The 12,363-nt window shown below is 60.4% G+C and carries 14 protein-coding genes; 5 read left to right on the top strand and 9 right to left on the bottom strand.

What is annotated here, in order from left to right; translation table 11 throughout:
* Nucleotides 1-67: 67 nt before the first annotated feature.
* From AEAC466_RS23620 to rdgB, 6 genes are all read right to left on the bottom strand, one after another.
* On the bottom strand, nt 68-1,627 hold the full coding sequence (locus AEAC466_RS23620) for a YifB family Mg chelatase-like AAA ATPase (RefSeq protein WP_023456156.1): 1,560 nt from the start codon (nt 1,625-1,627) through the stop codon (nt 68-70).
* A gap of 264 nt (nt 1,628-1,891) precedes the next feature.
* Complete coding sequence (gshB, locus tag AEAC466_RS23615; protein WP_023456155.1) at nt 1,892-2,842, bottom strand: glutathione synthase; 951 nt, start codon at nt 2,840-2,842, stop codon at nt 1,892-1,894.
* Nucleotides 2,843-2,933: 91 nt separating this feature from the next.
* Nucleotides 2,934-3,314 carry a YraN family protein gene (locus tag AEAC466_RS23610; RefSeq protein WP_023456154.1) on the bottom strand — a complete coding sequence of 127 codons (381 nt, stop codon included), beginning with the start codon at nt 3,312-3,314 and terminating at the stop codon, nt 2,934-2,936.
* Complete coding sequence (gene rsmI, locus AEAC466_RS23605; RefSeq protein WP_023456153.1) at nt 3,307-4,173, bottom strand: 16S rRNA (cytidine(1402)-2'-O)-methyltransferase; 867 nt, start codon at nt 4,171-4,173, stop codon at nt 3,307-3,309. The genes AEAC466_RS23610 and rsmI overlap by 8 nt, the downstream gene beginning before the upstream one ends.
* A gap of 3 nt (nt 4,174-4,176) precedes the next feature.
* Entirely contained in the window at nt 4,177-5,292 is a 1,116-nt protein-coding gene (gene hemW, locus AEAC466_RS23600; RefSeq protein ID WP_023456152.1) for a radical SAM family heme chaperone HemW, read from the bottom strand.
* On the bottom strand, nt 5,289-5,900 hold the full coding sequence (gene rdgB, locus AEAC466_RS23595) for an RdgB/HAM1 family non-canonical purine NTP pyrophosphatase (RefSeq protein ID WP_023456151.1): 612 nt from the start codon (nt 5,898-5,900) through the stop codon (nt 5,289-5,291). The genes hemW and rdgB overlap by 4 nt, the downstream gene beginning before the upstream one ends.
* A gap of 150 nt (nt 5,901-6,050) precedes the next feature.
* Between rdgB and AEAC466_RS23590 the strand changes: the two genes are divergently transcribed.
* Nucleotides 6,051-6,572, top strand: a complete 522-nt coding sequence (locus AEAC466_RS23590; RefSeq protein WP_023456150.1) for a DUF2975 domain-containing protein — start codon at nt 6,051-6,053, stop codon at nt 6,570-6,572.
* Nucleotides 6,573-6,618: 46 nt separating this feature from the next.
* Nucleotides 6,619-6,828, top strand: coding sequence for a helix-turn-helix domain-containing protein (locus AEAC466_RS23585; RefSeq protein WP_023456149.1), 210 nt, complete (start codon nt 6,619-6,621; stop codon nt 6,826-6,828).
* Here AEAC466_RS23585 and rph read toward each other — a convergent pair.
* Both rph and AEAC466_RS23575 read right to left on the bottom strand, forming a co-directional pair.
* Nucleotides 6,825-7,541 carry a ribonuclease PH gene (rph, locus tag AEAC466_RS23580; protein WP_031237954.1) on the bottom strand — a complete coding sequence of 239 codons (717 nt, stop codon included), beginning with the start codon at nt 7,539-7,541 and terminating at the stop codon, nt 6,825-6,827. The genes AEAC466_RS23585 and rph overlap by 4 nt on opposite strands.
* Nucleotides 7,542-7,712: 171 nt before the next feature.
* Entirely contained in the window at nt 7,713-8,075 is a 363-nt protein-coding gene (locus AEAC466_RS23575; RefSeq protein WP_023456147.1) for a hypothetical protein, read from the bottom strand.
* 121 nt (nt 8,076-8,196) lie between these two features.
* On the opposite strand from AEAC466_RS23575, the gene hrcA reads away from it, so the two are divergent.
* From hrcA to AEAC466_RS23560, 3 genes are all read left to right on the top strand, one after another.
* Nucleotides 8,197-9,297 carry a heat-inducible transcriptional repressor HrcA gene (gene hrcA / locus AEAC466_RS23570; protein WP_162148911.1) on the top strand — a complete coding sequence of 367 codons (1,101 nt, stop codon included), beginning with the start codon at nt 8,197-8,199 and terminating at the stop codon, nt 9,295-9,297.
* A 33-nt stretch (nt 9,298-9,330) separates the two neighbouring features.
* On the top strand, nt 9,331-9,942 hold the full coding sequence (grpE, locus tag AEAC466_RS23565) for a nucleotide exchange factor GrpE (protein ID WP_023456145.1): 612 nt from the start codon (nt 9,331-9,333) through the stop codon (nt 9,940-9,942).
* Between the two features lie 285 nt (nt 9,943-10,227).
* Entirely contained in the window at nt 10,228-11,673 is a 1,446-nt protein-coding gene (locus AEAC466_RS23560) for a M28 family metallopeptidase (protein ID WP_235074034.1), read from the top strand.
* Nucleotides 11,674-11,684: 11 nt separating this feature from the next.
* Here AEAC466_RS23560 and AEAC466_RS23555 read toward each other — a convergent pair whose 3' ends face one another.
* Nucleotides 11,685-12,032: a lysozyme inhibitor LprI family protein gene (locus AEAC466_RS23555; protein ID WP_023456143.1), complete on the bottom strand. Its 348-nt coding sequence runs from the start codon at nt 12,030-12,032 to the stop codon at nt 11,685-11,687.
* Nucleotides 12,033-12,363: the final 331 nt, after the last annotated feature.

Raw genomic sequence — 12,363 nt, 5'->3', positions numbered from 1 at the left:
TCTGATAGGCGGACACTAGCCCAAAAAGGTTAAGTTAGCTCAAAGGCTTGATTAACAGAGGGTGTATTCAACCCGGAATCTGCATCTGTAAACGGGCTTCTACCTGATTGTCGGTCGCCGCCGTGCGGCGATAGATCAAGGCTTCGGCCACGTGACGACGCAGGACCGAACCGGACTGCTCCAGATCAGCGATCGTCCGCGCCAGACGCAGGGTGCGCGTCCATCCGCGGGCGCTGAGGCCGGTCTGCTGCGCCGCCTGGGTAAGCAGGGCACGAGCCTGATCGTCGAGCGCGCAGATTTGTTCCAGGCCGGCGCCATAGGCCGTCGCGTTGAGACCATTGTCATTCGGCAGGTCGAGGCGGCGAGCGCGTTCGAGTTGAATGTCGCGGGCGGCCTGCACCCGGGCGGCAACCGCCTTCGATCCTTCAGTCGGTGGCGGCAAGGACAGGTCCATGGCGGTGACCGGCGGCACGTCGATCTGCAAATCGATACGGTCCATAAGCGGCCCCGAGACCCGGCTTTGATAGTCCTTTATGCAGCGCGGGGCCTTGCCGCACGCCCCCTTGCCGACACCGCCATAGCCGCAACGGCACGGATTCATCGCCGCCACCAATTGCACCCGCGCCGGATATTTGATGTGATGATTGGCCCGCGCCACTATGACTTCATTGGTTTCGAGAGGCTGACGCAGGCTGTCCAAAGCCTGAGGCGAGAACTCCGGCAATTCATCGAGAAACAGAACGCCATTGTGTGCCAAGGAGACTTCGCCGGGCCGTGCGCGCATACCACCGCCGGTTAGGGCCGCCATAGAGGCGGAATGGTGCGGGGCACGGAAGGGACGCTCCTGAGTGAGTTCGCCCTTGGCGATCAGCCCGGCCATCGACCAGACCTGCGACGTTTCCAGCAATTCTCGCGAGGTCAGCGGCGGCAATATACCTGGCAGGCGTTGCGCCAGCATCGATTTGCCTGAGCCTGGAGGTCCGACGAACAACAGGTTATGACCGCCGGCGGCCGCAATTTCCAAGGCGCGCTTCGGCGTTTCCTGTCCCTTGACCTCGTTGAGATCGAGCGGCTTTTCCGATATTTTCGGTGCCCCGCGCTGGGGCGGCGTCAATACGGCATGGCCCTTGAAATGGTTGATCAGCGAAATCAGCGAGGCCGGCGCCAGGATGGAGGGATTGCCCGACCATGCCGCTTCCGGGCCGTTGTCGGCCGGGCAGATAAGTCCCATGTCGAAGCCGTTGGCCGCCATGGCAGCAGGCAGAGCACCGCTGACCGGTGCAATCCGCCCATCCAGCATGAGTTCGCCGATACAGACATAGCCGGACAGGGCGTCTTCGGGGATAATGCCCATGGCGGTCATAACGGCCAGGGCGATGGGCAAGTCGAAATGGGAGCCTTCCTTCGGCAGATCAGCCGGTGACAGGGCAGCGACGATCCGCTTGCCCGGAAGGCTGAGCCCCATGCCAGCAAAGGCGCCCCTTACCCGTTCCCGGCTTTCGGCCACAGCCTTATCACCCAGGCCTACGACCTGAAACCCCACCTGGCCATTGGTAAAGACGACTTCGGCTTCGACGCGACGCGCTTCGGCGCCTTCAAAGGCGATGGTGGTGATACGTGCCGGCATGCCGCGCCCCCTCTCGATGCTATTTTCCCGGGCTATTTCCCTGGTACGCGGATACTGGAATTATCCACAGCATAGGTGAGAGAAAAACACAAATCAAGAACAAAAATAGAACAATGGCGCAACATCGCGCACATCCAGCGCGGAGGAGGAAACATTCTAGGAGCTGGCCTAAGAACAAACCCGCCGGCTCTACATATTTCGCTACGGCAAGGCCTCGTCATCAAGCCTTGTCAGTCATCCATTCTTGTTATCGGGGCGCAAGTGTCAGGCGCCTTTCAGGGTCTCGTCTATGCGATCCCATAAAATCTCGCCGACATCAATCCCTTCGAAGGCCTTCAGTTGTACAGCCCCGGTGGGTGAGGTGACATTGATTTCGGTCAAATAATCGCCGATTACGTCAATGCCCACAAACATAAGACCTTTTTCCTTCAGCACGGGCTTGAGGATTTCACAGATCTCGCGATCACGTTTTGTGAGCACCAGCGGTTCAGCGGTGCCGCCGACCCGCAGGTTGGATCGGACAGCGCCCGCTTCCGGCACGCGGTTGATACCGCCCGCGATTTCCCCGTCGATCAGGATAATGCGCTTATCGCCAGCGCTGACGGCGGGAATGAACTTTTGCAGGATGACCGGCTCGCGGCTCATACTGCCAAACAGTTCAATCAGGGCATCCAGGTTGCGGTCGCCGGCCTTGAGTTTGATTATGCCATTCCCGGCGGCGCCGTGCAGGGGTTTCAGGATGCAGTCACCGTGACGTTCGAAGAAGTCATGCAGGGCAACCGGGTCGGACGAAATCAGGGTCGGCGGCTGGAGACCGGGGAAGCGTGTCGCCAGAAGCTTTTCCGGCGCGTCCCGCACGCTGGTCGGGTTATTGACGACGAGTGTTTTGGGATGGACCGTTTCGAGGAAGTAGGTCGCGGTGATATAGGCGATGTCGAACGGCGGGTCCTGGCGCATCAGGATGACGTCCACATCGTCAGCAAGGTCGAGGGTTTCAAACTCGCCGGCCGTGACGTGGTCGCCCTTGACGTCGCGCAAGGCGACCCGGCGGGCGCGGGCGAACGGCCTGCCGTCCTCGTAGCTGAGATGTTCGGGTTGATAGACCCACAGGCTGTGCCCGCGCCTTTGGGCCGCCATCATCAGCAGAAAGGTGGTGTCCCCGGCGATATTGATCTTTTCGATGGGGTCCATCTGGACGGCGACGCGCAGGCTCATGGGGCTCTCCCGAAGTTCGGCCCTCTATCCGGCCGCACGCCCCATATGTGATTATGCATCGGACAAGGCAAGCCCAAAGCCGCATGTCAGTCTAATAGCGTTCTGTTTTCTCGAAGGCATTGATGCGGTGTTCGGGCCATTGCCCGGAGGCGACAATATAAAGATCGATATTGAGATCGAGCCGAGCCAGGCGTGGCCGCCTGGCCTGAAGGCTGAGCCCGGCCTGCCACAGGCGGTCCTGCTGAACGTAAGAGACGGTCTCAAATGCCTCTTCGCGTCGGCGGCGTTGTTTAACCTCGACCACGGCCAGACGTCGGCCTTTCTGGGCCAGGATGTCGATTTCGCCCTGCGGTGTTTTCAGCCGAAAACCGAGAATCCGATAGCCTTTCAGCATCAGATGGATCAGGGCAATATATTCGACGAGATGGCCGCGCTTAAAGGCTTTTAGACCGCGCGCTGCCCGGTCAGCCACGCGCTTTGCCCTGCATTTCCAGCGCCTTTTGGTAGATCATCTTGCGCGGCAGACCGAACATCTGGGACAGTTGCCTGGCGGCATCGGCCGGGGCATACTGTTCCAGCGCCAGTTTGAGCGCCTCTTCCAGATTATCGGTGGAAGGCGCAGCGGCGACCGGTGGGGCGATGACGATGACGATTTCGCCCTTGGGTTCAGCCAACGCCGGGTCAGAAATCAGATCGCTTAAGCGGCCGCGATGGGCGGTTTCGTACAGCTTGGTCAGCTCCCGACAGATACAGGCGTCACGGTCACCCAGAACCTCGGCTATGTCCACGAGCGAGTCGTGCAGGCGCTGACCCGTTTCGAACATGACGAGCGTGGCCGACTGAGTGACGAATTCCCCAAGAAAGGTTTTCCGCGCTGCCGATTTGTTAGGCAGAAATCCGGCGAACAGGAAGCGGTCGGTCGGCAGGCTCGACAGGCACAATGCGGCCAGAACGGCCGAGGCGCCGGGAATGGGATGTACGGCCGCACCCGCCTTTTGCGCCTCGCTGACCAGGCGGAAGCCGGGGTCGTTGATCAGCGGTGTGCCCGCGTCGGATATCTGGGCGACAATCTGACCTTGGGCCAGGCGGTCGAGAATTTCTGGTAAAATCTTGTCGCCGGCGTGATCATCGTAGCGCAGCAACTTTTTCTTCAAATCGTAGGCGGCCATCAGCTTTCCGGCGACGCGTGTGTCCTCGGCCAGCACCACATCGGCGGCGCGCAGGATATCGAGTGCCCGCAAGGTTATGTCGCGCAGATTGCCGATCGGCGTGGCGACGATGTAGAGACCGGGGCTGACCGGCTTTGGCGGCGGTGCGAACAAGGATTCCATGATCTAGCTTAGAAGCTCCAATAGCAGCCTGTCCAGTACAACCCGGCCGGCGGGCGTGGCGCGAAGGCGATCCGCGCTCAATTCCATGAATCCCTGTTCGATCAGCGGTGCGGCTTTTTCCTGAATCGGCAAAGTGGGGAGCCGGCTGAGGGCAACACCTTCGGCCAGACGCAAGCCCAGCATCAAAGCCTCTTCTTCGGCTTCGCCAGCCGAAAGCGCTGTGGAGTCGATTGGGTCTTCCGCTGCGGCATAACCCCTGAGGTCACTCAGAGCCACCGTGGCGTGACGCACGCCATCGCGGGTCAGCCGGCCATGGGCGCCGGGGCCGATGCCCATATAGTCGACACCTTCCCATATCTTGACGTTATGGGCCGAGCGGGCGGACGGACCGCGCGCGTGGTTGGACACTTCATAGGCCTCAAAGCCGAGACTTTGCAGCACAGCCAGGGTACGGAAATAGAAGTCTTCCGCCAATTCCGCCTCCGGCGGCGACCATTGACCGCGACGGACGGCCCGGCCAAAAGCGGTTGTTTGCTCTATGGTCAGTTGGTAGGGCGATATGTGTTCGACACCCAAGGCGGCGGCACGGCGCAGTTCCGCTTCCCAGGCATCCGGGGTCTGGCCGGGCAGGGCGTAGATCAGGTCGAGCGAGACGCGGCCAAAAACGCTTTGCGCGGTCTCGATACCGGCAATGGCGCTGGCGGCGGAATGGTTGCGGCCCAGGAAGACCAGTGTACCGTCATTGAGCGACTGCACCCCCAGCGACAGCCGGTTGACACCCGCCGCGCGGAAGCCTTCGAAGCGGGCGATTTCCGCGTCCGTCGGATTGGCTTCGAGCGTGATTTCAATATCGTCCGCGTACGGAAAAAGCTGTTTCGCCTGATCGATCAGTTCCCCGACCCAGTCGGGCGGCAGGAGTGACGGCGTACCGCCGCCGAAAAAGACACTGGCCAGATGGCACGGCCCCAGGCCGTTCGCCTGACGGCGCATGTCGGCCAGAATGGCTTCGAACAGGGGGCGCTGGCTGGCCTGCTGCCGGTCGCGCGTGACGTTGAAATCGCAATAGGGGCAAATGCGCGAACAATAGGGCCAATGTATGTAAAGGCTTATAGGGCTCAAAAAAGCGCCGCCCGCAATTGTTCGAAGGCGAGGTGGCGGTGGCTGATCCGGTCCTTTGCTTCCGGCGTCATCTCGGCGAAGGTGATGTCGTAGCCGTCGGGCTGGAAGATCGGATCGTAGCCGAAACCCATGTCGCCGCGGCGCGGAAAGACGATCTGGCCATCGACGCGGCCTTCGAATACGGCGGCATGCCCTTGTGGCCACGCCACGGCCAAGGCGCAGGTAAACCAGGCCTTGAGGCTGGTCTTGCCCTCCGTCTCGCGCGCGATCCGCATCTTGTGCTCTATCACTTCCATTGCGCGGTCGAAATCCTTATGCGGTCCGGCCCAGCGGGCGCTGTATATGCCGGGATCGCCATCAAGCGCTTCGATGCTGAGACCGGAATCGTCTGCCAGGGCGACAAGGCCGGCTTGCATCGCGGCGTGGCGCGCTTTCAGAATGGCGTTGCCGATAAAGCTGGCTTCGGTTTCGGGCGGCTCAGGCAGGCCGAGCGACCCCGCCGTGATCACCTCATAGCGGCCCTCCAGCATGGCCGAAATTTCGACCGCCTTGCCGGGGTTGTGCGTGGCGGCGATCAGTTTCTGGCCGGGGATCAGGTGCAGGCTCATATCAGGGTCTCTGGTCAGTGTCTCTGGTGTGGGCTCAGGATGCCATAGCGGTGAGCGGCCCCTGTATAGCCCAGGTTACAAAGAGGTCACTTGTTTTTTATGCCGATTTTGTGAAAGGGTTTAAGTCTGACCACTGAGGACAAGACAACCATGCGCTTTCTGGGGCCGCGCTCGATTTCCAGCCTGCTGAAAACGGCGCTCGATGTCGTCTATTACGGCCTATACGTTCTGATCTTCCTGGTCATCGTCGTCGCCGTCTGCCTGTTGTCCGTGCCGAACCTGGCCTCGGAGGTGGTGCGCCGCCTGAATATAGCCAGCGATCTATCGGCGACCTCCATGGCCGTCATGTTCGTCGCCTTCGGCCTGTCGCTTGGCGGCTACCTGCTGGTCATGCACTGGACCCGCCGTATTTTCCAGACCCTGGCGGAAGGTGATGTCTTCCACCCCGACAACACCACCCGCCTGCGCTGGATCGGCTTTGGACTGGGCGCATTGGAAATCTTTGGCTACATGGTCCGGTTCGTCGCCTCTGGTGTTTTCCACCTGCATTTCGAACCGATCTACGGTCTGCGCGCCGTCACTACCTGGTTTTCGGTGCTGGTGGTGTTCGTCCTGGCAGAAGTGTTTAAGGAAGGCGCGCGCCTGCGCAAGGAAGTAGACCACACCATATGAGCCTGTTTGCCCCTGCAATGCCCGCCCCCGTTTCATCGAGGCATGGATGATCAAACTCAAACTGGCCGAGTTGCTGGCGCGACGGCGCCTGTCGATCGTTGAACTGTCCGACCGCACGGGTATCAGTGTGCGCGACCTGGAGGTCCTGCGCGATCAGAAGGCGCTGGCGCTGCGGTTAAAAACGATCGATTGTCTTTGCCGCTGTCTGAATTGTCAGCCGTCGGACCTGATTGAATATGTCGAAGACGCGGATTAGCCGGCCAGGGCCGCGTTTTGCAGCTCAAACAATTCCATCGCACCCTTCAGGCCCAGATCATACAAGGCATTGAATTCGTCGCGTGAGAAACCGCGCTTTTCGCCGGTCGCCTGGATTTCGACGGCATCGGCGGCGCCCGTAAAGACAAAATTGGCATCGGTTTCGGCGTTGGAATCCTCATCGTAATCCAGATCCAGAACCGGCGTACCTTCAAAAATGCCGCAGGAAATGGCCGCCACTTGATCGAGGATCGGTGATTTTTCGATCACCTTGTCGGCAACCAGCTTATTGCAGGCCATAGACAAGGCGACCCAGGCACCGGTGATCGACGCCGTGCGGGTGCCGCCATCGGCCTGGATGACGTCACAGTCGATGGTAATCTGGCGTTCGCCAAGCGCTTTCAGGTCAATGATGGCGCGCATCGAGCGGCCGATCAGGCGCTGGATTTCCTGGGTCCGGCCCGACTGCTTGCCGGCGGCGGCCTCGCGACGCGAGCGGGTATGGGTGGATCGGGGCAACATGCCGTATTCCGCCGTTACCCAGCCCTGCCCCTTGCCCTTCAAGAAGCCCGGCACGCCCTGTTCCAGCGACGCCGTGACCAGCACCTTTGTGTGGCCGAAGGACACGAGACACGATCCTTCCGCATAGCGGGTTACGCCGGTTTCCAGCGTGACGGCGCGCATCTGGTCGGGCTTGCGATTGGACGGACGAATGGTTTTCAGGGCAGACAGGGCGTCGAAGTGCGACATGGAAGGCCTCATATGATTATGGCCTTGCCGTAACAGGTCTGATCGTGGCGTGAAACCCTAAACTTGGTCTGTTTCCCTATTATTTGAATCCCGGAAACAGGTGTTCCCAAGTGTTCTTGTTGCCTTACCGAGGCCTCAGGGTTGAATACGGCCCTGCTCCTGCTCAAGCGGGGTGAGGGTGTTATAGACAGGTGTCTGGGTTTTGCATTTTTTGTCGGCACAGACAAAGCCACGATGTTCACCGTCATGACGCCATGTATCGGCGATGCGGGTGGCCGGGCGGATTTGACCGGGTGTCGTATCGATGGCGATGGCCTCATCCCTCTGGGTCAGTTGTGCCGGCGGCTGGGGTTTGGCGGGTGTTTGCAGCGCTTCGGTTACCGCCGGAGATACCGGCGCCGCATAGGTGTAATCCTTTGCAGAGGCCGCACCGACGCTGGCTACCAGCACAACACTCAAGATGGCCAAACCATATGATGGAAACCTGACACCGCGCATGACGCCCTCTTCGGTTGCATTGCCGTCAGGATTCCCCCGCCTTTGTGGCATAATTGTGGCGCAAAGACAGCCTTCATAAAGGCTTGGCGGGAAACGCAAAGCTTTGCTAAACTGGCACCTGATGACCATTTCCCCGCACATGTCCGGCCTGCTGAACTCGACCGCTTCCTTAAGCGAGATGGACCAGCGCGCCCGCGACATTTTCCGGCACGTGGTGGAGACCTATCTCGAAACCGGTGAACCCGTCGGATCGCGCACGATTTCACGCGGCGGTGTCGCGCTATCACCGGCGTCTATCCGCAATACCATGCAGGATCTGGCGCATCTGGGCCTTTTGTCCGCCCCGCACACCTCTTCCGGCCGGCTGCCTACCCATCAGGGCCTGCGCCTGTTCGTCGATGGCCTGCTGGAAATCGGCGACCTGTCCGACGAGGCCAAGCGCGACATCGAAGCGCGCCTGACCGGCCGTGGCCAAACCTTCGATCAGGCCATGCGTGAAGCCAGCCAAATGCTGTCGGGGCTGGCCGGCGGGGCCGGTGTTGTCATGACGCCATCGTTCGAATCCGGCGTGAAACATGTCGAATTCATCGCCCTGTCGGCCGAGCAGGCCTTGGCCGTTCTGGTTTTTGGTGACGGCCGGGTAGAAAACCGGCTGATGCCGTTGGCGCCTGGCATGACGCCGTCTGTGCTGATGGAGGCGTCCAACTATCTCAATACCCACCTGCGCGGACGCACCCTGTCCGAAGCGCGCGTCGAACTGAAGGCCGAACTGGAGGCGGAGCGCCAGAAACTCGATGAGGCGGCGGCGCAATTGATCGAGGATGGACTGGCGGTGTGGTCCGGTGGCGACAAGGAAAAACGCGCCCTGATCGTGCGCGGCCGCGCCAACCTGCTCGAACAGACGCAAAGCCTGGAGGATCTGGAACGGGTACGCTCCCTGTTTGAGGACTTGGAACAGAAAGAAGAGCTGATCGACCTGCTCGACGACGTCAAAGACGCCCAGGGTGTAAGAATTTTTATCGGTTCAGAGTCGAAACTGTTTTCTTTATCGGGCTCGGCTGTTATTGCAGCGCCCTACATGGTGAGCCACCCGCAAGGGTCGCGAGGTGGCCCCAAGGTGATGGGCGCGATCGGCGTGATCGGGCCGGCGCGGTTGAATTATGCGCGCATCATCCCACTTGTGGACTACACCGCCCGGATTCTGGGTCGCCTGCTTGAGTAAAAGGGGCGGCCTGTATGTACGAAGGACTATGAGATGAGTGACGAAATCGAAAACGAAGCCGGCAATGCCGACCTGGAACAGGACGCCACCGCGCTTCTCAATGCCGAGCTGGAAAAGCTGACTGCTGAAAACGCCGCCCTGAAGGAACAGGCGCTGCGTTATGCCGCCGAAGTCGAAAATATCAAACGCCGCGCCGAGCGCGAAGGCAATGATGCCCGCGCCTTCGGAATCCAGAAATTCGCCCAGAGCCTGCTGGGTGTTGCTGACGTCCTGTCGCGCGCCCTGGCTTCGGTTCCCGCCGATGTCGCCGACCCGGCGTTCAAGAACTTTATCGCCGGCATCGACATGACGGAGAAAGAACTGGCAGGCGCATTCGAAAAGAATGGCGTCAAGAAGATCAATCCGCTTAAGGGTGACAAATTCGATCCGAACCTGCACCAGGCGGTGATGGAACAGCCTTCGACGGATGTCGATGGCGGTGGCGTGATCATGGTCATGCAGGCCGGCTATGAACTGTTCGGCCGCGTGATCCGGCCGGCCATGGTCGCTGTTGCGGCAAAGGGGTCCGCCCCCGCCCCGGCCAAGAACGGCTACGACAGCGACGACGCCGATACCGGCGACCGCATCGACACCCAGGCTGAGTAATAGGGCTTCTGAAAGACATGAACCCTCCGGCAAAACCGGAGGGTTTTTTGCTGTCCGGCCTGGGGGCGAATCAAAGGTAAACGATATCCGCCGCAGACCTTGAACACGACGGAAACGAATCAGCGACGAATCGCTGACTCTGCGTGATTCCCGGTTTGTTCACCCCTATATGTAGTGGCTTGACATGCGCTTAACCATAGACGCTCAAGCCGTTGCTTGACGGCGATAGTCACGGCTCCTAACACTGACCTAAACACTGACAATCGCATTCGCCAGGGGCCTTACATGCTAATACGTCGTCTCTTTCTTGCTGCGAGCTTGGTCGCGCTCAGTTCCGGCCCATCCATGGCGCAAGGGGTTACGAGACAATCGACGGACACGCATATCGCCCGGGCGCCGGTCGCACGGCCCGCGCCAGCCGAACCGCCCGCCGCGTGGGTCGTCGAACCCCGCTGGGTGCGCGCCCATGAGGCGTTTCTGGCCAGCGACGCCCTTCAAGGACGCGGCAGCGCCACGCGCGACGAAGCGATTGCGGCAACCTATGTGGCCGCTCAGTTCGAAAGCTACGGCCTGACGCCCGCACCGGGCATGGACGGATACCTGCAGACGGCCAAGGTGGTGACATTCAAACCGAGCGGCAAGGCACGCCTGACCGCCGGCGATTTCAAGTTAGACGAAAGCCAGGGGTTGTTGCTTTACTATTCGGCGGGCCATTCGGTGACTGGTAAACTAGTCGTAGCCACGGGCGAAGACCCCGCCACGGTGCCGGCCGGCGACGTCATCATGCTGGCTGTGTCCGACAAGACGCCCGTGTCCGACTGGATCGGCGCAGCGGACGCCAAAGGGGCCAAGCTCATCATCATGCGCGAAAGCGACGCGCTTAAGAAACGCTGGGCCGCCATGGGCGGCCGAACGCGGACACCGGTCTTCCTGGCCGACGCCCCGCCGAAACGCAGCCGCGCCGAAATGGTTGTTCTGCCGGCAGCTGCGTTCGACGCGCTGAAAGCCAATACCGGCATGACGCTCACGCTCGATCTGGGAAACATGCAACGGATCGAAAGCACGACCACCAATGCGATCGGCTATCTGGCGGGCAGCGATCCGTCAGCGGGCGTGGTTCTTGTAACCTCGCATCTCGACCATCTGGGTGTGCTGGACGACGGCACCGTCATGCACGGTGCCAATGACGACGCATCCGGCACGGTGGCAGTGCTGGAAGTGGCCCACGCCCTGGCAGCGGGTACGCAGCCAAAGCGAGGATTGCTTTTTGTCGCCTATGGAGCGGAAGAAATCGGCGGTATGGGGTCCACCTACTTCGCGAACCATCCGCCAATTCCGCTTGAGCGGATTGTCGCCAATCTCGAATTCGAAATGATCGGCGCGCAAGACCCGAAACTCGCGGATGGCGAACTGATGATGACGGGATTCGAGCGGTCGAACCTCGGCGAAACGCTTAAGGCCAAGGGCGCCCGCCTGGCGCCGGACCCTTATCCGGAACAACATTTCTTCCAGCGGTCGGATAACTATTCCCTGGCGCTCAAAGGCATAGTCGCCCACACCATTTCGGGCTGGGCTGTCACGCCGACCTACCATTCCCCTGATGACACCGTAGACAATCTCAACCTGCCCTTCATGACCGCGGCCATCCAGTCGCTAATCGTTCCTGTCGAGTATCTGGTCAATAGTGACTTCACGCCGCAATGGAAGGCGGGTGGCAAGCCGAGCGAGTAAGCCAACAGCGATTAAAACGGCCCGCGTGACGCTATGGCCTCGAAGTCCCGCTCCAGTTCCTGGTTGCGTTGCGCATAGGAGGCGGTCAGGCATTTGAGGTTGCTGGCGCACTTGGCGCGGTCGGCCAACCAGGCGCGCTGGCGGTCCTGCATTTCGCCGCGCGACCCCATCATGACCAGGTGGGTATTGACCTTGAACAGTGTCGCCATCTTCACATCGGCATCGCTGAGCACCCGGGTACGGCAGATGGCCTTTTCATCCGGTGTTCGCGCCTTGGCGCAGTCGAAGCTGGCGGCGTTGGCAACGCCCGCCGTCATGGCAGCGGTCACAATGACGAGTGTCAAAAGAATTTTAAACATAAGAAGCTCCGTAATTCAGTCGACCTTACACGGTAACAAAGACAATTTGCCATGCCGAAGAGCCTTGCGCAGGCAAGATTATGCTTAAGACGACACGATAAAGGCCAGTCCTCCAATGGACGGGTTGCTTGCCCGCAGGCGCGCCTGTGTCCGGAACATCTTTACTTTTATGCGTTTTTTCATCCGAAACGCGCGTAAAAGCGTTTCAAAGGGCCATTACCCCCCTGCGCAGCCTGCCAAGTGCCTTGCAAATCGGCGCGAAGACCGCACATTAGGCTTTCCGACGTGCGCCAATCGGTAAGCCCTGAAAATTTTGAGGGCATTACTCTTG

Origin of the sequence: Asticcacaulis sp. AC466 (assembly GCF_000495815.1) — a bacterium.
GTDB lineage: Bacteria > Pseudomonadota > Alphaproteobacteria > Caulobacterales > Caulobacteraceae > Asticcacaulis.
Note: the sequence above shows the minus strand (reverse complement) of the source record. Positions and strands in the feature narration are given on the sequence as shown.